At 71.3% G+C, this 23571-nt stretch carries 19 protein-coding genes; 8 read left to right on the plus strand and 11 right to left on the minus strand.

What is annotated here, in order from left to right; all coding sequences use genetic code 11:
• Positions 1 to 60 precede the first annotated feature (60 nt).
• The gene (locus A3IC_RS51935; RefSeq protein ID WP_321184129.1) at positions 61 to 1398 is read right to left on the minus strand and encodes an MFS transporter; all 1338 of its coding nucleotides are present in this window, start codon (positions 1396 to 1398) and stop codon (positions 61 to 63) included.
• Here A3IC_RS51935 and A3IC_RS68240 point away from each other — a divergent pair.
• The 6 genes from A3IC_RS68240 (at position 1381) to A3IC_RS0101580 (ending at position 6970) form a co-directional block, all read left to right on the plus strand.
• Positions 1381 to 1995 carry a TetR/AcrR family transcriptional regulator gene (locus A3IC_RS68240; RefSeq protein WP_020548299.1) on the plus strand — a complete coding sequence of 205 codons (615 nt, stop codon included), beginning with the start codon at positions 1381 to 1383 and terminating at the stop codon, positions 1993 to 1995. The genes A3IC_RS51935 and A3IC_RS68240 overlap by 18 nt on opposite strands.
• 113 nt (positions 1996 to 2108) lie before the next feature.
• Complete coding sequence (locus tag A3IC_RS0101555; protein ID WP_020548300.1) at positions 2109 to 2990, plus strand: SAM-dependent methyltransferase; 882 nt, start codon at positions 2109 to 2111, stop codon at positions 2988 to 2990.
• Between the two features lie 126 nt (positions 2991 to 3116).
• Complete coding sequence (locus A3IC_RS0101560) at positions 3117 to 3485, plus strand: VOC family protein (RefSeq protein ID WP_020548301.1); 369 nt, start codon at positions 3117 to 3119, stop codon at positions 3483 to 3485.
• A gap of 922 nt (positions 3486 to 4407) precedes the next feature.
• Positions 4408 to 4548: a hypothetical protein gene (locus A3IC_RS67200; protein ID WP_020548303.1), complete on the plus strand. Its 141-nt coding sequence runs from the start codon at positions 4408 to 4410 to the stop codon at positions 4546 to 4548.
• Positions 4549 to 4586: 38 nt separating this feature from the next.
• Complete coding sequence (locus tag A3IC_RS0101575; RefSeq protein ID WP_020548304.1) at positions 4587 to 5891, plus strand: AAA family ATPase; 1305 nt, start codon at positions 4587 to 4589, stop codon at positions 5889 to 5891.
• Positions 5888 to 6970: a tetratricopeptide repeat protein gene (locus A3IC_RS0101580; RefSeq protein WP_020548305.1), complete on the plus strand. Its 1083-nt coding sequence runs from the start codon at positions 5888 to 5890 to the stop codon at positions 6968 to 6970. Before A3IC_RS0101575 ends, A3IC_RS0101580 begins: the two co-directional genes overlap by 4 nt.
• Positions 6971 to 7429: 459 nt before the next feature.
• Here the strand turns inward: A3IC_RS0101580 and A3IC_RS0101585 are convergent, their stop codons facing one another.
• The 5 genes from A3IC_RS0101585 to A3IC_RS0101605 form a co-directional block, all read right to left on the minus strand.
• The gene (locus tag A3IC_RS0101585) at positions 7430 to 8773 is read right to left on the minus strand and encodes a nitrate/nitrite transporter (RefSeq protein WP_020548306.1); all 1344 of its coding nucleotides are present in this window, start codon (positions 8771 to 8773) and stop codon (positions 7430 to 7432) included.
• Between the two features lie 158 nt (positions 8774 to 8931).
• Positions 8932 to 9300 (minus strand): nitrite reductase small subunit NirD, encoded by a 369-nt coding sequence (gene nirD / locus A3IC_RS0101590; protein WP_020548307.1) that lies wholly within the window; start codon positions 9298 to 9300, stop codon positions 8932 to 8934.
• Positions 9297 to 11840: a nitrite reductase large subunit NirB gene (nirB, locus tag A3IC_RS0101595; RefSeq protein WP_026217766.1), complete on the minus strand. Its 2544-nt coding sequence runs from the start codon at positions 11838 to 11840 to the stop codon at positions 9297 to 9299. Before nirB ends, nirD begins: the two co-directional genes overlap by 4 nt.
• Before the next feature lie 205 nt (positions 11841 to 12045).
• Positions 12046 to 13407 carry an FAD-dependent oxidoreductase gene (locus A3IC_RS0101600; protein ID WP_020548309.1) on the minus strand — a complete coding sequence of 454 codons (1362 nt, stop codon included), beginning with the start codon at positions 13405 to 13407 and terminating at the stop codon, positions 12046 to 12048.
• A gap of 139 nt (positions 13408 to 13546) precedes the next feature.
• Positions 13547 to 15808 (minus strand): molybdopterin oxidoreductase family protein, encoded by a 2262-nt coding sequence (locus tag A3IC_RS0101605; RefSeq protein WP_079026184.1) that lies wholly within the window; start codon positions 15806 to 15808, stop codon positions 13547 to 13549.
• Positions 15809 to 15998: 190 nt separating this feature from the next.
• Between A3IC_RS0101605 and A3IC_RS0101610 the strand changes: the two genes are divergently transcribed.
• Entirely contained in the window at positions 15999 to 17126 is a 1128-nt protein-coding gene (locus A3IC_RS0101610) for a uroporphyrinogen-III synthase (protein ID WP_020548311.1), read from the plus strand.
• Positions 17127 to 17322: 196 nt separating this feature from the next.
• Here the strand turns inward: A3IC_RS0101610 and A3IC_RS0101615 are convergent, their stop codons facing one another.
• A complete protein-coding gene (locus A3IC_RS0101615; protein ID WP_040875938.1) occupies positions 17323 to 17817 on the minus strand; it encodes a peptidylprolyl isomerase in 495 nt (164 codons plus the stop codon).
• A 311-nt stretch (positions 17818 to 18128) separates the two neighbouring features.
• On the opposite strand from A3IC_RS0101615, the gene A3IC_RS61690 reads away from it, so the two are divergent.
• The gene (locus tag A3IC_RS61690; RefSeq protein ID WP_020548313.1) at positions 18129 to 18923 is read left to right on the plus strand and encodes a hypothetical protein; all 795 of its coding nucleotides are present in this window, start codon (positions 18129 to 18131) and stop codon (positions 18921 to 18923) included.
• 18 nt (positions 18924 to 18941) lie between these two features.
• Here the strand turns inward: A3IC_RS61690 and A3IC_RS0101625 are convergent, their stop codons facing one another.
• From A3IC_RS0101625 to A3IC_RS0101640, 4 genes are all read right to left on the minus strand, one after another.
• The gene (locus tag A3IC_RS0101625; RefSeq protein WP_245599113.1) at positions 18942 to 19490 is read right to left on the minus strand and encodes a hypothetical protein; all 549 of its coding nucleotides are present in this window, start codon (positions 19488 to 19490) and stop codon (positions 18942 to 18944) included.
• Positions 19491 to 19698: 208 nt separating this feature from the next.
• Positions 19699 to 21876 (minus strand): MMPL family transporter, encoded by a 2178-nt coding sequence (locus tag A3IC_RS51950; RefSeq protein WP_020548315.1) that lies wholly within the window; start codon positions 21874 to 21876, stop codon positions 19699 to 19701.
• 203 nt (positions 21877 to 22079) lie between these two features.
• Complete coding sequence (locus A3IC_RS0101635; protein ID WP_020548316.1) at positions 22080 to 22721, minus strand: NAD(P)-dependent oxidoreductase; 642 nt, start codon at positions 22719 to 22721, stop codon at positions 22080 to 22082.
• On the minus strand, positions 22718 to 23533 hold the full coding sequence (locus A3IC_RS0101640; RefSeq protein ID WP_020548317.1) for an SDR family NAD(P)-dependent oxidoreductase: 816 nt from the start codon (positions 23531 to 23533) through the stop codon (positions 22718 to 22720). The genes A3IC_RS0101635 and A3IC_RS0101640 overlap by 4 nt, the downstream gene beginning before the upstream one ends.
• Between the last annotated feature and the right edge of the window lie 38 nt (positions 23534 to 23571).

Below are 23571 nucleotides of genomic sequence, written 5' to 3' on the forward strand. Positions count from 1 at the left end.
CCGGACCAGTCGCGCGGGCCGGAGCGTTACGAACCCGGTCGCGCCCACCCCCGCCCCGGCTCAGGAGCCTTCTCCGTCCCCCGCCCCGGCAACAGGGCCCGCCGGAGGCGGCGTTCCGGCCCGCGCGGTGGAGGATCGTGTACTGATCAGGCCGGCGACGATGACAAGTCCCGCCCCGGCGTGGAACGGGGCACGGAGCCCGAAGGCATGCGCGGCGAAGCCGGCCACGACGGCACCCAGTGCCGTGCCGCCGGCGATGACCATTTGGTAGGCCATCGTCACCCGGCCCAGCAACGCGGCAGGCACCAGCAACTGGCGCAGCGACACCGCGGTGACGTTCCAGGCCAGATTCGCCGCCCCGTACATCGCGATGCCCAGCGCGGCCACCGGGCCCGACGTCGCGCTACCGACGACCACGGCGGCGAGCGCGGTGCCCGCGGCAGCCGGCCGCAGAATGCGGGCCGCACCGAAGCGTGCGGTGACCGCAGGCGTCGACAGGGCGCCGAGCACGCCACCGAGCGCGAACGAGGCGATCAGCAAAGCGAAGCCGAGGTTGCCCAGGCCGAGGATCCGCTGGGCGTAGAGCACCAGAATGGCGATCAGGCCACCGCCGACCAGACTGTTGATCCCGGACGCCAGACACAGTCGGCGCAGTGGATGGTGCCGCCGGAGCCAACGCACCCCCTCGGTCGTGTCGCGACGCAGGCTCGTCCAGGTCGTGGGCCCCGGCTCGGGAGGCGGTCGGAAGTTGCCCCGGAGCAGGAGTACGAGTGCCGCCGCCGCAGCGAAGGACACCGCGTCCACGGCGAAAGGCAGCGCGGCGGCCATCCCGAACAGCAGGGCGCCCAGCGGGGTTCCGAGCAGGGTGTCGGTGATCAGCGAACTCGCCTGAAGGCGGGCGTTGGCTCGGGTGAGTGCGGCGGGCACGACCAGGGCCGGGACCATTCCCGACCAGGCGCCGCTGTACAGGGTCCGCCCGCAGCCGAGCAGGAAGGCGACGACCGCCAACAGCGTGATGGTGACCACGCCGCCCGCAACCGCCGCGGCGAGCGCCCCGACCAACACGGCCCGGGCCGCGTCGACGAGCCACAGGATGCGCCGGCGATCGAGGCGGTCGGCCAGCACGCCCGAGAGGAGGCCGAGGAGCAGCCAGGGTGCCTGCTCGGCCAACGACACGATCGCGATCTGCCGTGGATCGGCGGTGAGTTGTGCTGCCAGGAGCGGCAAGGCGACGAAGCTCATACCGTCGCCGAGGCTGGATACGGTGACCGACGCCCAGACCCGATCGAAGCTCGGTCCGAGCCGTGCGCGCGGGGTCCTCCCGACCGATAACATGAACCAGACTCTGGTTCGTGTTCTTCGAGGTGTCAAGGAGTCCGGATGACCGATCAAGCCCATCGGCCACAGCAGCAGCGCAGCCGGGAAAAGGTCGCCCGCATCCTGCGGGCGACCGCGACATTGCTGGAGACGACGTCCTACGAAGAGCTGGGCACCAAGGTGATCGCCGCCGAGGCGGGTGTCTCGATCGGCGTGCTCTACCGCTACTTCGCCGACAAGGAGGCGATCGTCGCCGATCTGATCCGGGACTGGCTGCGGATGGATGTGCGGATCGCCGAGCAGGTCACCGAAGAGCAGCCGGCGCCCGAGAGTTCGCGGGAGTTGCTCGAAAAGCTGGTCACCGCCTACGCGGACCGCTTTCGCGCCGAACCCGGATACCGCCGAGTCTGGTTCCACGGGCCGCGGATCGCCGCGGTGGGTGCGGTCGGCCGGCAGACCGACCTGGACATCGCCGATCGGCTGCACCGAGCCCTCGTGCGCGGCTACGCGCTGCCGGACACCGATGTGTCCCGCCGTCGGGCCCGACTCGCGCTCGCGGTCGGGGGCAACCTGCTCGACCTCGCCTTCCGCGAACGCCCCGACGGTGACCCGGAGATCCTCGCCGACGCCGCGCTCATCATCGACCGCTATCTCTTCGCGCCGTCCCCGGACGCCTGAGCCGACAAGGCGCCGCACCCGAGCACGGCGCCCGATCGGAACGCGTGTGACGCGTGGTGAAAGGATGCACATGACTTTGTGAGAATCATGTGAGGCAACGGGATGAGAGTGACATGAACGCGGACCAGCGCAACCCCGCGCCGATCGAAGCAGCCGAGACCACCGAAGCAACCGAGCATGTCGAACCGGCCGAACCCGCCGCTTCGGTCGGAGCCTTCGACTCGGTCCTCACGATCGACACGACGACGCCGCACTCGGCGCGGATGTGGAACTTCTGGCTCGGCGGCAAGGACAACTACCCGATAGACCGGGCTCTGGGCGCACAGTTACAGGAGTCCTTCCCGCAGATCGTCGACATCGCCCGTGCCTCCCGCCGGTTCCAGGCGCGCGCGGTGCGCCACCTGGCAGGCGAGGTCGGTATCCGGCAATTCCTGGACCTGGGCACCGGATTGCCCACGGCCGACGCCACCCACGAGGTGGCCCAGCAGGCCGCCCCGCAGGCGCGGATCGTCTACGTGGACAACGACCCGATCGTGCTCGCCCACGCCCGCGCGCTCCTGTCCGGCCGACCCGAGGGAGCGACCGCGTACGTGCCGGCCGACCTCACCGACACCGAGACCGTGCTCCGCGAGGCCGCCAGGACGCTCGACCCGAGCCGACCGGTCGCGCTGATGCTGCTCTCCACTCTGGGCCACGTCACCGACGACGCCCGAGCCGCCGCCCTGTTGCGCACCTATCTGGACGCGTTCCCCGCGGGCAGCCACCTGGTCTTGTGCGACACCATCGAAACTCCGCTGACGCGTGCCGCGTCGGACGAGTACGCCGACGGCGGCGCCCTCCCGTACGTCTCGCGTCCCGCCGACGTGCTGCGCTCATTCGCCGACGGCCTCGACCTCCTCGAACCCGGCTTCGGCTCGATCAGCCTGTGGCGACCCGACGAACCGGTCACCACAAAGCCGGTTGACCAATGGGGTTTCGTCGCCGTCAAACGCTGACACCGGCGCACCTACGGCTCGGGTACGCATCGCCGGTGCGGGTCGGCGGAGACCGACGGAGACCGGCCAAGGTCGCCGGGGTCCGGGAGCCGCACCGAAGTCGCCGTCGACACCAGGGAGCCCGCCATGCCCGCGCTCGCGGACATCACCGCCATCACCATCGACTGTGCCGGGCCCGCCCGGCTCGCCGAGTTCTACCGCAAAGCCACCGGCTGGGAAATCGCCTATGGTGACGAGGAGTTCGTCTGCCTCGACAACGGCGGCCCACTCCGGATCGCGTTCCAGTACATCGCGGGCTACCGTGCTCCGAACTGGCCCGACGCCCGCAAGCACGCGCACCTCGACCTCACCGTCGCCTCCCCCGACCTGGAGAGCGCGGCCGAGGAACTGATCGCGTGCGGAGCGTCGAAGCCCGAATTCCAGCCGGGCGAGGGCACGTGGATCGTGCTCACCGACCCCGAGGGGCACCCGTTCTGCCTCGTCGCGGCCGACTGAACGAGCGCCGGGCCGATCGACCCGGGCGCCCCGCTCACTCCGACGGGGCGCCCGCTCCCTCACGAACCGCCCCCGGTCGACCCAGGATGTACGGCCTCATGAGAGCGAGGCCGGTCGCCGTCCGGATCGCGGTCGTCGCCGGCGCCCCCGAGTGGCGTGCGGCGCGTCGGCCGGATACGGATCGAGCAGGTCACCGGATCGGTCGCGCCGCTGCCCGGCGACGCGGACCTGCCGGGACTCGGGAGCGACCACCCGGGCGGGCCGGGAAGGTCGACGGCGTCGAGGCGGATCCTCATCGGGCCATGGCGTCCGGTCCGGTCACCCCTGCGGGGGCGCGCCGCGCCGGGCGGCGCGTGGGCCTTCGGGGGGCGAATCCGGATTCACGCCGGACAGTTCCCCGATCGCGTGCGTGCAACGTTCGGTCACGCCCATGCATCGGGGACAGAACATCTCACGCCGGCGTCGGCTGTCGCCGATGCCCGTACCCATGTCGTCGAGCCCGTCCATCGGCCCGACGCCGTGCCGTACCGGTTTCTTGCGGCTCGGCGCCCGCCGAGCGGCACTCGGCGTGTTCGCGGCCGTTCTCGTCCTGCGCATGTTCACTCCGTCCGAAATGATCCGTCGCCTTCACCAGGTAAGCCGCCGGCAACACATCGCGCATGCCCGCAGGCAGGGTCTCCGCGCCGGCACGCCCACCCGGGAACGGAAGAACCCGGTCCCGGCCATGCCGCCGCCCGGGTGAACACCCCGCCGTGCCCGCACGCCCACCCGGCACACCGCAGGCGCCCCGGCACCCCCGACGCCGGCCATGCGGCCCACCGACCCGGTGGGGGCCGCCGGCGCGCGCCCCGCCCCTCGACCGACCCCATCGCGGCGAAGGGCACCCCGGCACGAGCCGGCGACGCCGCCCACCACCCGGGGCGTGCGTGCGCCCTCGTCCTCCACCGACCCGGGTGCCGACCAGGCGCTGGAGTACGTCGCCAACCACCCGGGGGTGTGGCTCGCGACGAGCGACGAGATCGCCGAGCACTACACCCGCACGACCGCGACGAAGGCGGGGTGAGCGAAGGCCGGACGCACCATGATCGTAATCTTGTGCCCATGCCCGACGAGCGTCCCCAAACCCCGGAACCATCGGCAGCGGCGGACTCTCCGCTGATCCGCAGCCTGCGCACGGCCGTCGAGGCGGCGCCCCGCGATCTGCCGCTGCGCCTGCACCTGGCGCAGTTGCTGATCGACGCCGGCCGCCTCGACGCCGCCGTCGCCGAAGTGGCCGCCGTACTCGGTCAGGCACCCGGCGACGCACAGGCGCGGGAGCTGATGGCCCGGGCGATGGGCGCGCCCGCGGCGTCGCCGGCCGCCGAACAGGCGCCTCGGGCGGGAGGATTCGACTGGGCCGCGGCCGAGCAGGAGGTCGAGGACGTGGTCCCGCCCCGGTTCGTGGCGGCGCCGGACGAGGGCCACAAGGACGAATTCGAGGCGCCCGTTGCCGCCGACGGCGGCGGTGATCCCGGTGCGGCGAGCGCGTGGGACGTGGATGCGCCCGGCTCGCTGCGCCTTGCCGACGTGGGCGGGATGCAGGAGGTCAAGGACCGTCTGGAGGCCGCCTTCCTGGCCCCGATGCGCAATCCCGAGCTGCGCAGGCTGTACGGAAAGAGCCTGCGCGGCGGCCTGTTGCTGTACGGACCGCCCGGATGCGGCAAGACCTTCATCGCCCGAGCGGTCGCCGGCGAACTCGGCGCCGCCTTCGTCTCCGTGTCCATCAACGACGTCTTGGACATGTGGATGGGCAACTCCGAGCGCAACATGCACGAGGTGTTCGCCACCGCGCGCCGCCGAGCGCCGTGCGTGGTCTTCCTCGACGAGTTGGACGCACTCGGCGCCAAACGCAGCCGTACCCTGCACGGCGGCATGCGCAACACGGTCAATCAGCTGCTCACCGAATTGGACGGGGTCGGCAACGACAACGAGGGCGTCTTCGTACTGGCGGCGACCAACGTGCCCTGGGACGTGGACCTCGCGCTGCGCCGACCCGGCCGCCTGGATCGCACCCTGCTCGTGCTGCCGCCCGACCGACCGGCCCGCGAGGCGATCCTGCGCTACCACCTGAGCGAGCGGCCCATCGCGTCGATCGATCTGGGTAGGCTGGTCAAGATCACCGACGGGTTCTCCGGCGCGGATCTCGCCCACGTGTGCGAGAGCGCCGCGGAAGCCGCGCTGCTGGATTCCGTGCGCACCGGTTCGGTCCGCATGATCGACACTCGCGATCTGTTGGCGGCGGCCAAGGCCATCCGCCCCTCCACCGAGGCATGGTTCGCGACGGCGCGCAACGTGGCGATGTTCGCCAACGAAGGCGGCACGTACGACGACCTGCTCACCTACCTGAGGAAGACCGGGAAGTTGTGAGCGAACATCCGCTGTCCGCCCGGGCGCACGCGCTGATGGAGTTGGACCGCCACGAGGAGGCGGGCGAACTCCTCGCCCGCCGGGTCGCCGAGGACCCGTCCGATACCCGCGCCTGGGTCCGACTCGCCTACGTACACCTCAAGCTCGGGCACGACGAGGAGGTCGTCGCCGCGAGCGACGCCGCGTTGGCCGTCGCGCCGGAGGACTACGAGGCACTCCTGGTGCGCGTGTACGGTCTGCGCAAGTTGTCCCGCGGCGAGGAGGCGGAGGCCGCGGCCCGGGCCGCGATCGGCGTCGCACCCGACCTGTGGCAGGCCCATGCCGCACTGTCCGAGGCGCTGAACTCGTGGCAGCCACGCTGGCCCGAGGCGTTCGAGGCGGCCTGTACCGCGGTGCGTCTGGGTCCGGAGGCGGTCGGTGCGCACTGGGCGCTGTGGAAGGCTTCCCTGCTGGTCGGCCGAAACGACGTGCGAACGCGGGCGGTTCGCGAGGTGTTGCGCATCGACCCGCAGAACGCCTGGGCTTTGGGCGAACTCGCCGACCACGCCAAGCACGCCGCCGCCCGGCCGGCACTGATCGGCGCCGGAGCCAAACTGCCGGCCGCCGCCGACGCGGCCGCCGACGCGCTCGCCGCGGATCCGACGTCCGAGCGGTTGCGCGCGGACGTCGATACGGCCGTCTTCCGAATGTTGCGCGGGACCCGCTGGATCGCGCTGCTGTGCCTGGTGATCGCGGCCCTGGCCGGCCGCGTCTTCCCGACCGGCGACGACCCCACGGCGCTGCCCGCTCCACTCGGCATCCGGCTGTGGGCGCTGACGCTGATGGGCATCGCGTGGGTCCTGGGCGCGTGGCGCCGCTACCGACGGCTGCGCACCGGCGTCAAGCTGAGCATGTGGTCGCTGATCCGACGGGTCGGCTGGGCACGTCTGGTGCTGATCCAGACCGCGTGGTGCACCCTGACCGCCGTACTGATCGTGACGATCCCGTGGACCGGCCGACTCGTCCCCCAAATCCTGTTCTGGGTCTCCCTCGTCCCCACTCTCCTCACCGTCCGCCTCGAACGCGCCGCCTCCCGCTGAGTGTTGCCCCGACCGACTCGGGCCTGCCGCCGGCCCGGCCCACGTGAACCGGCCCCCCTGTGCCCGGGTTCGGGAGCCGGAACGGGTAAGCCGACCACGCGCGGCACGTCGGATCGGATCCACCGAACTCACGCACCCGCACTGCTCGCACGCGTTTCCTCCGGCCGGTCGAAAGCAGCCCGACTCCCCCACGGTGGCCGCGAGTGTGGGCAGCGTAGTCGCAAGGACGGCCGCGAGGACCTGGACGCATGCGTGCACCCCGACGAGGACGGGAATTCGAGCCCGCCACAGGAACGTCGGCCGGCCCCCGGTACAACTCACCGCCCGCAAGTCGGGCTGACGCGGGGCGCGCGAAGGACGCATGCGGGGGCGGACGCGGGGCGAGCATGGGGTGGACGCGGAAAACCGACCGGCGGCCGCCCCCGTTGGGATCGGCCGCCGAATCGCGAGCTGCTCGCCTCACACGCCTGCCAACCGCCGCGGGGACGGTCGCAGGTACACCACCCAGGTAACCACCAGGCACAGCCCGTAGAACGCGAGGAAGGCCAGGTAGGCGGCGTCGCCCCGGCCGGAGTTCAGGAACGACTCGCGGAAGGCGATGTTGACCAGGACCCCGCCCAACGCGCCCACCGCACCCGCGATGCCCATCAGCGCACCGGACTTGCGCCGCGCGGCCGGGCCCGGGCCGAGCTTGGCCGCGAAGATCGCCGGGATCATCTTGTACGCCGAGCCGTTGCCCAACCCGCTGAACACGAACAGCAGCACGAAACCGGTCAGGAACAACCCGAGCGACTCCTGCCGCGAGGCCAGATAGACCACGAGAGCGGCGCCGGCCATCGCGACGAAGTTCCAGAACGTGACCCGCGCGCCGCCCCACCGATCCGCGAACCACCCGCCGACCGGACGCACCAGCGAGCCCAACAGCGGTCCCAGGAAGGTCAGGTAGGCCGCCTTGACCGGTGTGGCGAACTCCGCGTGGAACTGCACCTGGAGCACCTGTCCGAAGGCGAAGCCGAAGCCGATGAACGACCCGAACGTGCCGATGTACAGCAGCGACATCACCCACGTGTGCGGTTCCCGGGCGACCTCGCGCATCGCGCCCTTGTCGTTGCGCAGTGCGGGCAGGTTGTCCATGTAGCGCGCGGACAACAGCGCGGCGAGCACGATCAGCGGGATGTACACCACGAGCAGCAGCCGAGGATGCCGCGCGCCCGCCGTGGCAAGCACCGCGAGCCCGACCAGCTGCACCGCCGGCACGCCCAGGTTGCCGCCACCGGCGTTGATCCCGAGCGCCCACCCCTTCAGCCGCTGCGGGTAGAACGCGTTGATGTTCGCCATCGAGGAGGCGAAGTTGCCGCCGCCGACCCCGGCGATCGCGGCGACCGCCAGCAACGTGCGGTAGGAGACGCCCGGTTCCAACACGATCGCGATCGCCGCCGTGGGCAGCAGCAGCAACAGGGCGCTGACCACCGTCCAGTTCCGGCCGCCGAAGCGGGCGACCGCGAAGGTGTACGGAATCCGCATCGCCCCGCCGACCAGGGTCGGTACGGCGGTCAGGGTGAACTTCTGTGCGGGGTCGAACCCGTAGGCCGGGCCGAGGAAGAGCACGATGACCGACCACAGGCTCCAGACCGAGAAGCCGATGTGCTCGGAGAGGACCGAGAAGATCAGGTTGCGCCGAGCTATCCCGGCCCCCGCCTGCGCCCAGAACGCCTCGTCCTCGGGCCGCCAGTCGTCGAGCGGTCCGGACCCGGTCGCGGCGACGGGTGCGGTCGTGGTGGTGGTTGTCGTAGTCGTCGTCACTGGGACCTGCCTGTCCGAGGGGGAATACCGGCTGACGATCCGTCACGTTAGGAACGGCAGATTTCGGCGCACTACGTCCTGTCGGTCGCCGGCGCTACAACTCGCTCAGGATCGGCGTCCGAGCGGTGTGAGAATTTCCGGGCGCCGGCGGGCACCAATCACCGCGTACGAACCGCCCACGTCCGCAACGCGGCCGGATCCCCGTCGGGGCCCTCGTCCTCGTCCAAACACTCACCCGTACGAAGGTCGAACACCTGCTTGTACATCGGCGACGCGATCGTGGGCACCTCGCCCCGCTGCCCGACGATGCCGCGCGACATGACGTACGCGCCGCTGAACGGGTCACGGTTGGCCAACGCGTACAGCCGCCCCGCCCGGTCGCGGAACACCGCGACCTGATGGCCCTCGATCAGCACCGCGACACCCCGGCCGGGCACCAGGTCCGCGTACGAACACACCGGCATCCAACCGGTTTCGCCGGCGATCTCGACGGTGAGCGTGGTTGTCGACTCGATACTTGTCGTCATCGGCCGCGTACCTCCAACTTCTCGAACAAAACGGGCTTGATCTGGTCCCGCTCGGCGGTGAACCGAACGGTGGGGTCGGGGATGCCGGGCGCGTTGACGAACGACACGAACCGGCGGACCCGGTCGGGGTCGGCCAGCGTCTCCGCCCACTCGTCCCGGTAGGTCCCGATGTGACGGTCCATCAATTCGTCCAGGTCGGCGCAGATCCCGAGCGAGTCGTCGATGATCACGGCGCGCAGATGGTCGAGGCCGCCCTCCATCCGCTCCACCCACGACGCGGTGCGTTCGAGTCGGTCGGCGGTACGGATGTAGAACATCAGGAAGCGGTCGATCGTACGGATCAACGTGTCCCGATCGAGGTCGCTCGCCAGCAGGTCGGCATGCCGTGGGGTCATCCCGCCGTTGCCGCCGACGTACAGGTTCCAGCCCTCGGCGGTGGCGATCACCCCGAAGTCCTTGCTCTGCGCCTCGGCGCACTCGCGGGCGCACCCGCTCACCGCGGACTTGAGCTTGTGTGGCGAACGCAGACCCCGATAGCGCAGTTCGAGCTCGATCGCGAGGCCGACCGAGTCCTGTACGCCGTAACGGCACCAGCTCTCGCCGACGCACGACTTCACGGTCCGCAGCGCCTTGCCGTAGGCGTGGCCCGACTCGAAACCGGCCGCGACCAACCGTTTCCAGATCTGCGGCAGTTGGTCGACCGTCGCACCGAACAGGTCGATCCGCTGGCCGCCGGTGATCTTCGTATAGAGGCCGAAGTCGCGGGCGATCTCACCGATGGTGATCAGGCCCTCCGGAGTGATCTCGCCGCCGGGGATGCGTGGAACGACCGAATACGATCCGTTACGCTGGATGTTGGCGAGAAAGTGGTCGTTGGTGTCCTGGAGCGCGGCCTGTTCGCCGTCGAGGATGTGGCCCTGGGCCAGACTCGCCAGGATCGAGCCGACGGTGGGCTTGCAGACGTCGCATCCGTCGCCGCCCGGCGCGCCGGTACTGCCGTGCTCGTCGATCAGCCGGGTGAAGGACGTGATGCCCTTGACCCGAACGATCTCGTACAACTCGGCGCGGGTGTGCTCGGCGAAGTGCTCACACAGCCCGCGCATGCTCTCGATCCCGGCGGCGGCCAGCTCCTCGGTCACGATCGAGCCGATGAGTTTGACGCAACTTCCGCACCCGGTACCGGCCTTGGTGCACTTCTTCACGGCCGGGAGGTCGAGGCAGTCGTGGGTGGTGACCGCGTTTCGGATCACCGCCTTGGTCACCGCGTGGCACGAGCACACCACGGCCTGGTCCGGAAGCTCGAATCGCACCGGCGCACCCATCGACGCGGGCAACACGAGCTGCTCGGCCGGCACCGGCAAGGCTCCGCCGGTCAACGGCCGCAACGTCCCGTACGCCTCCGCGTCACCGACCAGAACGCCGCCCAGCAGCCGCCCGTCCGCTCCGATGACCAGCTTCTTGTACACGCCGGCCCGGGTGTTGGAGTACAGCACCTCCACGCACCCCTCGGCCGCCCCGTGTGCGTCGCCGAAGCTCGCCACCTCCACGCCGAGCAGCTTGAGCTTGGTGGACAGATCCGCGCCGGTGAATCCGTCCGTCCCGGCGCCACCGATCTCCGCCGCGGCCACTTCGGCCATCGCGTACCCCGGCGCGACCAGCCCGTACACCCGCCCGTCCGCGGCCAGTGCGCACTCGCCGATGGCCAGGATGTGCGGGTCCGCGGTCCGGCAGCGCTCGTCCACGACGATGCCGCCGCGCTCACCCACCGCAAGGCCCGCGGCGCGGGCGAGTTGGTCCCGGGGCCGCACTCCGGCCGAGAACACCACGAGATCGGCGGCCAGTTCGCTGCCGTCCGACAACGTCATGCCCGAAACCCGCCCGTCGGCACCGGTGGTGACGGCCTGCGTCCCCGCACCGGTGTGCACGGTCACTCCCAACTCCTCGACCTTGCGCCGCAACACCTCCCCGCCACCGTCATCGACCTGTATGGCCATCAGACGCGGCGCGAACTCGACGACATGGGTCTCCAGCCCCATCGCGGTCAGCGCTCCGGCGGCCTCGAGGCCGAGCAACCCGCCGCCGACGACCGCTCCCACCCGCGCCCCGCGCGCGGCGGCCTCGATCGCCTCGACATCCTCGATCGTGCGATACACGAAGCACCCGTCCGCGTCATGGCCGGGCACCGGCGGCACGAACGGATACGACCCCGTCGCCAGCACGAGCACGTCGTACGGCACGCTGCGGCCGGCCCGGGTGGTGACGGTGCGACCGATCCGATCGATCGCCTCGACCGGATCCCCGAGCCGAATGTCCATCTGGTGCTGCCGCGCGAACTCAGCGCTGCACAAAGACAGTTCTTCCGCAGTCGTGCCCGAGAACCAGGATGTCAGGTGCACCCGGTCATAGGCCCGCCGCGGCTCCTCGGCCAACACGGTGACGGCGACCCGCCCACCGGCCTGCTCGACCAGCGCCTCGACGAACCGCTGCCCCACCATGCCGTGACCGACCAGAACCACATTCGTCTTCCCGACATCACTCACGCCCGACTCCTCCAACGACGCCACAACACCCCGAACCGGCACCCGCACGCACACTCACGAATTCACCCGCGACCGCGAACCACCCCGCCCCCGCCAGCGAAGCGGCCCCACGGCACGCCGAGCCCGCGTGCGCGCGGCACCGGCCGCTCGGGGCGGCCCGGGTGGTCGCGGAGTCGCCGTCGAGCGGCGGTCGTGGGTGACCGGGTCATCGGTACGCTCCCGGCACGGCCAACAGGTGAAGCGGGTCGGCCGGCAGCGGATCGTCGCGTTCGAAGGCTCGGGTCAGATCGCCGGCGGTGGAGAGATCGCCGATCAGGATCCCGGCGACCAGACGGTCGCCACGGATGACGAGCTTCTTGTAGGCGTTGCGGGTCGGATCGGCGACGCGTACGACGTCGTCGCCCGCTCGTGCGCCCGTCGCCCCGAACGCGGCGACCGCCAAGGGGCCGGCCGTCAGACGCATCATCGTGCGCGACCCGGCGTAGCGTTGCTCGCCGCCGGTGAGGTGCGCGGCCAGGACGTCGGCCTGATCCCACGCCGCCGCCGCGAGGCCGTGTACGTCCCCGGCGAACTCGGCGCAGTCCCCGATCGCGTAGATGCCGGCCGCCGAGGTGGCGAGCCGGTCGTCCACCACGATTCCGGTGTCGACCCGCAGGCCCGCTTCCCGAGCCAGCGCGACCCGGGGACGGACCCCGCAGGCAAGCACGACCAGGTCCGCGTCGAGCACGTGCCCGTTGGCGAGTTCGACGCCGGCGACGTGATCCGTACCCGTCAGGGCCCGAGCCCGGTTGTCGAGGTAGACCGCGACACCGAGTTCGGCGAGTCCGCCAAGCAGTGCGCCCGCGGCCTGGGCGTCGATATGACGCTCCATCAAGTGTGGGCCCTGGTGCACGATCTCGACCGCGACCCCCAACGCCGCCAAGGCCCGCGCGGCGCTCACCCCGAGGACACCTCCACCGATCACCACGGCACGCTCGGCCCTGGGCGCCGCAGCAGCGAGCGCGGCGCAGTCGTCCAGCGAGCGAAAGGCGTGCACTCCCGCCAGCAGGTCCAGGCTCGGTTCACCGCTCGGGGCGGCGGGGGCGGCCGGAGCGGGCGACGCGGTGGCGCCGGTGGGCTCACTCGGCCCGACCGGACCCGCCACCGCGGTTCGCCCGGTCGACCCGGTCGACCCGGTCGCCCCGGCCGACGTGAAGGGGCTGCGCGGCCCGCTCGCGACCCGCAGGTTCCGCATCGGTGGCAGCACGGGCCCGGCTCCGGTCGCCAGCACGATCGCGTCGAACGAGTGCACCTCGCCGTCGGCCAACCGAAGAGAGCACTGCTCCGCATCGAGGGCACCGACCCGCGTCCCGATCCGCACCACCGCCGCCGGCCCGACCGGCAATCCGATCGCCTCGGCCCCGAAGCGAGCACTGAGCACATCCGCGAGCAGTGCTCTGTTGTACGGCGGATACACCTCGTCCCCGAACACCGTCACGGACGTCCCGGGTGCCCGTTCCGCCATTTGCTGCGCAAACCGCGCCGCCGCCATCCCCGCGCCCACCACCCCGACCCGCACCGCGATCACCTCTCACCGCCAAGAGCACTGCTCACACTCATGAGCACCGCTCTGCCGGAACGCCACCACATCCGACTGCGCGACTTTGCGCGAGCAGTGCTCGCATCGCCGAGCACCGCTCCACCCGACCCCCACCGACAGCGCGCCGTCACCGGCCCCCCACTCCCACAGCCGCATCGACACCGGCACCCCCGCCGAAACCGAAACCCGCGCCATCGACCCCATCCGAGGCGATGGCCCGGCCCTCCCCCGCCGCCGACTCGACCTTCGCGACCCGTTCGAGCCGGACCGCGCACACCTTGAACTCCGGCATCCTCGACACCGGGTCCAGAGCCGCGTTCGTCACCGAGTTCGCCCGCCCCTCGCCCGCCCAGTGGAACGGCATGAACACCGTGTCCGGCCGGATCTCCCGGGAAAGCCTCGCCGGCGCGACCGCGCGTCCTCGACGGCTCGTGACCGCGACCGGATCCCCCTCACCCACCCCCATCCGCTCCGCCAGGTCCGGATGCAGTTCCACGAACGGGCCGGACGCAGCGCGGTTCAGGGTCGGGACGCGGCGGGTCTGGGCGCCGCTCTGGTACTGGCTCAGGACCCGACCCGTCGTCAGATACAGCGGATACTCCGCGTCCGGCTCCTCGGCCGCCGCCCGGTGCGTCGGCGCTGCGAAGCGCGCCCTTCCGTCCGGCGTTGCGAAGCGGTCCAGGAACAGCCGCGGTGTACCCGGGTGGGCCACGTCCGGGCAGGGCCAGAACACCCCGTCCTCGGCCCGGATGCGGTCGTAGGTGATGCCCGCGTAATCCGCCGCCCCGCCCGCCGACGCTCGGCGCAGTTCGTCGAACACCTCCTCCGCATCCGTCGCGAAGCCACGCTCGACGCCCAGCCGCCGGGCGAGCGCGTTCAGCGTGAACAGGTCCGTGCGCACGCCGTCCGGCACCGGAAGCGCCGCCTGACGCAGGATCACCCTGCCCTCCAGGTTGGTCATGGTGCCGTTCTCCTCGGCCCACTGGGCACTGGGCAACACGACATCGGCCAGTGCCGCCGTCTCGGACAGCACCACGTCCGCCACCACCAGGAAGTCCAACGCCGCGAGCCGGGTCTGCACGTGCGCCGCGTTCGGCGCGGACACCACCGGGTTCGAGCCCATCACGAACAGCGCGCGGATCTCCTCGCCGCAGGAGATCAAGAGTTCGTACGCGGAACGCCCGGGCCCCGGCAGCGAATCCGCGTCCACGCCCCAGACCTCCGCCACGTGTGCCCGCGCCGCCGGATCCGTGATCATCCGGTAGCCCGGCAGCTGGTCGGCCTTCTGGCCGTGTTCGCGTCCGCCCTGCCCGTTGCCCTGGCCGGTCAGGCAGCCGTAGCCGGACAGCGGACGCCCGGCCTTGCCCGCTGCCAGGCACAGATCGATCCACGCCCCGACCGTGTCCACGCCCTTGCTCTGCTGCTCCGGCCCGCGGGCCGTCAGCACCATGGCCGCCGGCGCCGACACGAACATCCGGATCGCCTCCCGCATCGCCTCCACCGGTACTCCGGTGATGCGCTCGACGCGCTCCGGCCAGTGCGCCATGGCCGTCGCCCGCGCCGCGTCGAAGCCGACCGTGCGGGCCGCCACGAACTCCTCGTCCACATGCCCGTCGGCGATCAGCAGGTGCAGCAGGCCCAGCGCGAGCGCCAGGTCCGTACCCGGTACCGGCTGAAGGTGCAGATCCGCCTGGGCCGCCGTCCGGGTCCGGCGCGGGTCCACGACCACCAATCGCCCGCCGGCCGCGCGCATGTCGGTGAAGTAGCGCAGCGCCGGCGGCATCGTGTCCGCCGGATTGGCTCCGACCAGGATCACGCAACCGGTCCGCGCGATGTCCTCCATGGGAAACGGCAACCCGCGATCGACCCCGAAGGCCGCCTTGCCCGCGGCCGCCGCCGAGGACATACAGAACCGGCCGTTGTAGTCGATGTTCGCCGTCCGCAGCACCACCCGCGCGAACTTCCCCAACAGATACGCCTTCTCGTTGGTCAGTCCGCCCCCGCCGAACACCCCGACGGCGTCTCGCCCATACGCCCGACCGGCCGCCGCCAATCCGGCCGCGACCCGATCCAACGCGTCGTCCCAGCCGGCCTCGCGCAGCACCCCGTCGACACCGCGCACCAGCGGCGCGGTCAGCCGTACCCCGCGGCGCAACACCTCCGCCGCACTCTGTCCCTTGCCGCACAACGCACCACGATTGACCGGAAACCCGGGCCGCTCGACGACCTCGACCGAGACATCCCGATCACCCGGAGCACCTGGATCCTTCGAGGCATCCGAGTCGATCCCGGGCCCTGAACCCCGCTCGGCCCGCAAGCCCATCCCGCACTGCAGTGAGCAGTACGGGCAATGGGTGTCCGTCGTCGTGGTCCCGGCGTGCGTCGTCATGTCGGTAGCGTGGCGAGCTACGGTTACGCCGCCTGGTCTGTGATGTTGCGCCGGCGGTACGGCTGTCTCACCGGGCCGGGCGTCGACCGTGAGAACAGTGACACCGAAGAGCCCCACGAGAGACGAAGACCTAACCCCGGGGTGATCAAGCCGCAACACCCCCGTAACGCCGGCCCTCCACCCTCTTCACATGGTTACTCGGACAAACGCCGCCGAACCCCTCGTCGGGCTCACGGTCGGCGTCACGGCCGCCCGGCGCCGCGACGAACTGGTCGCCCTGCTCGAACGCCGCGGCGCGAAGGTCGTGGGCACCGCCACGCTCAGCATCATTCCGCTGCGCGAGGACCACGTACTGCGTCTCGCCACCGAGCGCTGCCTGGTCGAACCGCTGGACTACGTGGTCGCGACGACCGGCGTGGGCTGGCGCGGTTGGATGAACGCGGCCGAGGGTTGGGGACGATCGGCCGAGCTGCGACGGGCCTGCGAGGCCGCGACGGTGATCAGTCGCGGTCCCAAGGCCACCGGGGCGGTTCGGGCGTCGGGGTTGCGCGAGACGTACTCGCCGGGCTCGGAGGCCAACGACGAGCTTCTGCACTGGTTGCTCGCCCGGGATCTGCGGGGCCGTCGGATAGCGCTCCAGGAACACGGCGCACCGCTCCAGGGGTTCGCCTCGATCCTGCGCGAGCGCGGCGCCGAGGTGATCGAACTGCCCGTGTATCGGTGGGGACCGCCGGAGGATCCGCTCGCGGTACGCCGCCTGGTCGACCAGGTGACCCGACACGAGCTGCACGCGCTCACCTTCACCAGCGCACCCGCGATCGGCGCGTTTCTCCAGGCCGCCGACGAACTGGGGCGGCACGAGGAGGTGTTGACCGCGCTGCGGACGAGTGTGCTGCCTGTGTGCATAGGCGGGATCTGCGCCAAACCGCTGACCGACGAAGGTGTGGACGCGGTGTGGCCGGAACGAGGGCGACTCGGCTCGCTCGTGCGTACGGTCACCGAGACGCTGCCCGGCCGGGTCCGACGGGAGTTGGATACCGGTACGGATCGCCTGATCCTGCAGGGCAGCGCGGTCCTGGTGCAGGGTGGCGTGATCTCGTTGTCCCCGGTCTCGGCCGCGGTCCTGCGCGCGCTCGCCGAACGACCGGGCTGGGTGCTCAGTCGAGCCGAACTCCTGCGCCGGGTCTGGCGTGACGCTTCCGCGGACGAGCACGCGGTCGAGGCCGCCGTGGCCCGCCTGCGCACCTCGCTCGGCCCGCACAAGGGCCTGATCAAAACCGTCACGAAGCGCGGCTACCGCCTGGCCGTGGCCGGCTGACGCGATCCCGGGCGGCGCCCGGGGCCCGGTTCCGCCGCGTTCGGCGGCGGGACCGGGCCCGTTCTCGTGCGGCCGGGAAAGGGCGGGCTCGGATCCGTCGATCGGGCCGGGCGCCCGTCATCCGGGGCACAAGGAAGGTGCGGACGTGCCCGACGTGGGTCGGGCCGCGTTTCGCCGGTGTGGCGTGGGTGGTCGGTCAGTCCTTGACGATGCCCGAGGCGGCGACCACGATCTTGCCCTTGGTCTCACCGGAGCGCGAACCCAGCGCCTCGATCCGGTCGACCAGCTCCTTGCCCTCGACGACCTCGCCGAAGACGACGTGCTTGCCGTCGAGCCACGAGGTGACGGCGGTGGTGATGAAGAACTGCGAGCCGTTGGTGTTCTTGCCAGCGTTCGCCATCGACAGCAGGTACGGACGGTCGTGCTTGAGCGTGAAGTTCTCGTCGGCGAACTTCTCGCCGAAGATGCTCTTCCCACCCGTGCCGTTGCCGCGGGTGAAGTCGCCACCCTGGAGCATGAACTCCGGGATCACCCGGTGGAACGGCGAACCGGCGTAGCCGAAGCCGTGCTGGCCCGTCGCGAGTTCACGGAAGTTCTGGGCGGTCTTCGGGACGACCTCGTCGAAGAGGGAGAAGACGATGCGACCCTGAGGGACATCGTCGATGCTGATGTCGAAGTAGACGTTGCTCATGGTGTCCATCCTGCCCTACTCGCACAGGCCCGCCCGTCCCGGGCTTCCCCGTCCCACCCCACCGGCACCCTCCACACCTCGAACACCACCCCTGACACCACCCCGCATGCCACCCCGCTCGCCAACGATCGGCCGGGTGCCCGGCCCGCGTGGGCCCGGCGTGTCGCCCGCACCGATCCCGCTCCCCGCCCGGTCCCACGCTCCGACGCCCCGCGTGCCCCAGGCACCCCGCGCATCGCAGGCATCACACCCATGACGGCTTCCTGCCCAAGTCCTGTCGGGATGCCGCCCCGATCCGTACGATGCGGGTCATGACGGGGGTCACGGAAGACGGAAATCGGCACGGAAACCTGGTGCTGCTGCTGGCCGCGGTGCTGTTCGCGGTGCTGGTGCTGCCGCACGTACTGGAGGACGACGGCGACGACGGGCGCTCCCCGGCCGGGCTGACGGCGGCCACCCGGGGGCTGCCCACGGGCGGCCTGCCCACCGGTGAGACGGCGGTGCGCGGATTACCGTCGGATCCGCGCCGCACGCCGGGGCGTACCACCACCGCACCGGACACCCGTCCCGAAAAGGACACGCCGACTCCGGTACGCGATCCGCGGGCGGACGCGTTCACCGCCGTGGCGCGGAAGGGGGTCTGCCTCAACGCGTGGCAGACCGGCACCGAGCGCGGCAGCGGATGGAACACCGACACGCCGCGCGCGGTGGACTGCGACGCCGATTCCGCCTTCGTACGGGTGGTCGGTGTCAACGCCACGAACTGTCCCACGATCGATCCCGGCATCACCGACTGGCGGTACGGCACCGTAGAGCTGTGCCTGGAAAGGCAGTTCCGTCAAGGCCAGTGCTTCCTCGTCTCACGCGAGGGCGGCACCGGGGATGCGCCGCGCTATTCCGCCAACCTGTTCACCTGGGTCGATTGCGGCGCGCAGCGAATCCCGTCCGGCTTCGACTCGCTCCTGGTCGTCACGGGCGTATATCGCGCGCCGAGCAACGTGCGGGCCGGAGCCTGCGCGCGGGCGGCCAACGACCGTACCTACTACTGGTACTGGGTCGCGCGCTCCGACAGCACCCTGGTCTGCGCCACCTATCCGCGCCGATGAAACACCGCGCCCGTCGGCTCAGTTGCGGGTCGCCGTGTGCATGACGCCGAACCCGATCGCGAGTGCGGCGAACACGAGCGGACCCGACGCGAAGTAGTAGGCGGCGGTGAGGGAAGCCAACGCGCAATAGGCCGCGGAGACGTAGGACAGGGCCACCTGCAGCTCCGCGGAGCCGTGCCTGTTGAGGCGCACGACCAGGGCGCAGCAGACCGCCGCCCACAGCGCCGCCCGCTCCTGTCCGAACGACACCGACTCGTACAGGTCGGCCGCGCCGCGGTGCCAACCGTCATCGGCCAACGACGCGGCGAATTCGAGCACCGAGCGGAGGTTGTCCGGTGGCTGCCGGGTTCCGGACCTCAAACCCTCCATCGTCGATCGCCAGAACTCGGACATGAGCAGCATCGCCAGCCCGACGCTGTGGCACACCTTGGCGAACCCGTCACCGGACCCCAGTCGCGGCGCGCCCCCACCGTCCGCCCCGGTTCCGGCACCATCACCGCCTCCGGCCCCGGTGTCGCTCCCCGATCCCGCCGTACCGCCGTCTCCCACGCCCCCGTCAACCGCCATACGGGCAGCGTAGCGAGGACGGTGCCGCCGCGCGGGCGCCAGGCGCGTCCCAACGTCGGGTCTCGCGACCGCCTCGGGCGGCGATACCCGAACCGACCCGTCACGCCGCCGAACGCGCGAGGGCCGGCGGTCTCGGAAGCGAGACCGCCGGCCGTTCGTCACCCGCGCACGTCGTGCGTCTCCGCGGCCTGTTCCGCGCCCGGACAGGTCATCCGGCTCCCCGGACATGGTCCGCGCGCACGCGCGTCGTTCGGTCCGGCTGCTTCTCCGGCCGGCCCGGGCGCCAGATCCGCGGGCCGATGTCGAGGGCGAGTGCGGGCACGAGCAGGCTGCGGACCAGGAAGGTGTCCAGAAGCACGCCGATGGCCACCAGGAGGCCCTGTTGCAGTGAAGTGACCGTGGGGATGACGGTGAGCACCGCGAAGGTGGCGGCGAGCACGATCCCCGCCGAGGTGATCACCCCGCCCGTGACGGTCAGCGCGGTCAGCATGCCCTCGCGGTGTCCTTGCCGGCGGACCTCCTCCCGGGCGCGGGTCATCAGGAACACGGTGTAGTCGATGCCGAGCGCGACCAGGAAGAGGAAGCCGAAGAGCAACAAACCGCGGTCGATACGCGGATGGTCGAGGGCACGGAAGACCAGAACGGCGGCGCCGACCGCGGCGGCGTAGGAGAGCACGACCGACAGCAGCAGCACGATCGGTGCGACCAGCGCCCGCAGCAGCACCACGAGCATGATCAGCACGATGCCCAGCACCAGCGGGATGAGCAGTTTCTCCTCGCTGCCCTGGGCGTCGGAGGTGTCGAGGGCGACCGCGCTCTGTCCGCCGACCACGGCATCGGCGGCGGCTCCGGGTGCGCGGTCGAGGGTGGCGCGCATCCGCTGCACGGTACGCCGGGCCGACCGGGTGTCGGGGGCGTCGGCCAGGACGACGTCCAGGTGGGTCCAGCCCGCGGCGGACCGGTCGACGGTGGCGGACAGGACCCCCGGCACGCCGTCGAGCACGGACAGCGCGGTCGCGGTTCCACCACTGGGCACGTAGACGTCGGCCGGCGCCGCGGATCCCGCCGGGAAGTGCGCGGCCAGCAGTCGTTGGCCGCCGACCGAGTCGACCTCCTTGGTGAACTGCTCCGCCTGGGTCTGGCCGGTGCCGATCGCACCGGCACCGAGCGCGAGCGCGCCCAGGACCAGGGCGGTGCCGATCCAGAGCAGCCGCGGCGAACGTCCCACCAGGTGGGCGACCTTGGCCCACAACCCGCCACCGCCGCGGGCGGAAGCGACGGCGTCGGGCGCGTACCGCGGGACGAAGGGCCAGAACGTCCAGCGGCCCAGGATCACCAGCAGGGCCGGCAGCAGCGAGGTCATCGCCAGGGAGACCACCGCGACCCCGATGGCCACGACCGGGCCGAGTCCCCGGGTGGAGTTCATGCTGCCGAACACCAGGCACAGCGTGGCCGCGATCACGGTGAGCGCGGACGCGGTGATCGCCGGCAGGCACCTGATCAGCGCCTGCGTCATCGCCTCGTGCCGGTCCTCGTGGCGGCGCAACTCCTCGCGGTAGCGGGCGACCAGCAGCAGCGCGTAGTCGGTGCCCACCCCCAGGACCAGGACGGTCAGTACGTAAGCGCTCTGCCCGTTGACCAACAATCCGGCGTGCTTGGCGAGCAGGTAGACGACCCCGTTCGCGATCTGCGCGCCCAGCGCCACGGACACCAGCGGAATCAGCCACAGGACCGGACTGCGGTAGGTGATCAGCAGGAGCAGTGCGACCAGGCCGAGGGTCGCGCCGAGGAGGGCGACGTCCATCCCGGAGTAGACGTCGATGAAGTCGGCGATGTTGCCCGCCTGGCCGGTGATCCTGACGTCGAGTCCGCTCGGCGCGTTCTCCCGGGCGAGGTCGCGCAGGTCGTGGACACCGTCGCCGAGCACGGTGTTGTCGTTCTTGGAGGTGCGCAGTGGAACGCTCAGGAACACGGCCTTGTGGTCGTCGGCGACGACCGGCACGGGCACATCCGCGGCGGCGGCGCCCTTCGTGGTGAGCGCGGTGCGGTCGCCGGCGACCTTGGCCAGGTCGGCGTCGGTGAGGCCGCTCTCGCGGGCGTAGACGACGACGGCGGTGCTGACGTTCTTGTCGGCGAAGTGCTTCTCGCCGACGTCCATGGCCTTGGTGGACTGGGCGTTCGTGGGCAACCAGGTCTGCGGGTCGTTGTCCTGGACCGAACCGATCTTCGCGGCGAGTGATCCGCCGACGGCTATCAGCACGACCCAGATCGCCAGGACGGCCCACTTGGAGCGGCGGCCCGCGACGAGACGGGCGTAGCGCTCCCATCCGCGCGCGGGCGGCCGGGGCGGGGCGGAGGGCGGGATCGCCGCCCGGGTTGTCGGCATGGTCTTTCCTCATGGATCGACTGGGTGGGTCAGGGGTGGGGTGGGTCAGGGGTGGGGTGGGCTGCGCACGAGTGGGTTACCGAGCCATAAGGCGCGCAGGGCGGCACCGATCGATCGCCGGCGGCCCCGTCGGGGCAGGGCGAGAGAGGGCAGGGCAGAGCGAGGCGGGGACGCGGTTCGGCGGTGTCGGTGGTTCGGCGGTGTCAGTACGAGAGCGAGACGCGACGCCCGAAGAGGGCGTGGTCGTCGAGGTGGCCGAGGATGAAGTCGGCGAGGTCGGCGCGGGAGATCTGCGTCGGCCGGTCCAGCGCGCGGTCCCCGTCATGGGTGAATCGATACGCGCCGGTGTGCGGCCCGTTGGTGAGCATGGGGGCCCGCACGACGGTCCAGTCGACCCGGTCGTCGGCGGCGAGGTCGTCCTCCATGCGCTGCATGTCGGCGTAGGCGTGGCGGTGCAACGGCCGGATGATCAGGCGGGTGACCAGGCGTTGGGCCGCCGGCGTACCGACGCCCGAGTCCAGGGCACCGGAGGAGAGGCAGACCAGGCGTCGCACGCCCGCGGCGGTCATCGATCGGCGCAGATTGGTCGTGCCCTGCGAGTAGATCGTGGTGCGCGCCCGGGTGGTGGCGCCCAGTGCGCTGAGCACGGCGGTGTGGCCGGGCAGTACGACGTCGATCGTGGCTTGATCCAGTGCGTCGCCGGCCACGACGCGCAGTCGTTCGTGGCGCGTGGTGATGCGTTCGGGGTGTCGGGCGAGGGCGGTGACGTGGTGGCCGGCGACCAGGGCCTGCCCGACCAGGCGGGCTCCCGTACCGCCGGCCGCGCCCACGACGAGCAGGTTCACGTCGCGGTCGGGTTCGGTCGCCCACCACCGGTGGGCCGGCGGAAGGGCGGCGAGCCGGCGAGCTTGCCGCCGTCGATCGGCAGCGTGGCGCCGGTGATGAAGGACGACTCGTCCGAGCACAGCCACACCACCGCCGCCGCGACCTCCTCCGGGAGGCCGATTCGCCGCATCGGCATGGCCTGTGCGGCGGCCTGCCGGGCCTGTTCGCCGGCGGCCTCCAGTTGTTCGGTGTGGATGGGTCCGGGGGCGAGCGCGTTGACCCGGATGCCCCTGTCGGCGTAGTCGAGCGCGGCGGTCCGGGTGAGGCCGATCAGCCCGAACTTGGCCGAGACGTAGCCGGTCAGTCCGCCGACCGCCTGGAGTCCGGCGGTGGAGGACATGTTGACGATGGTGCCCGCGCCCCAGTCGAGCATGGCGGGGATCTCGTACTTCATGGCCAAAAAGACACCGCGCAGGTTGACGGCCAGGGCGCTGTCGAAGTCGGCGATGTCCACTTCGGCGAGCGGCGTGGGCGAGTGACCGCCGCCTGCCGCGTTGTTGACCGCCGCGTCGAGGTGCCCGAAGCGGTCCAGCGTCGCGTCGACCATGCGTTCGACGGCGGCGGCGTCGGTGACGTCGGTGGGCACGGCGAGGGCGCGACCGCCGTCTGCTTCGATCTCGGCGGCCAGCGTGTGCAGCGCGTCGGCGTCACGGGCGGCGAGGACGACCGCCGCTCCGGCACGGTGCAGGGCGCGGGCGGTGGCGGCACCGATGCCGCGGCTCGCACCGGTCACGATCGCGACGCGGCCGTCGAGCGGTTGTTGGGTGGACATGGTGCACTCCTGTGTCGAGGCTGAGCGAATGGGTCGTG

It is taken from the genome of Embleya scabrispora DSM 41855 (genome assembly GCF_000372745.1).
In the GTDB taxonomy this organism is placed as follows: Bacteria; Actinomycetota; Actinomycetes; order Streptomycetales; family Streptomycetaceae; genus Embleya; species Embleya scabrispora.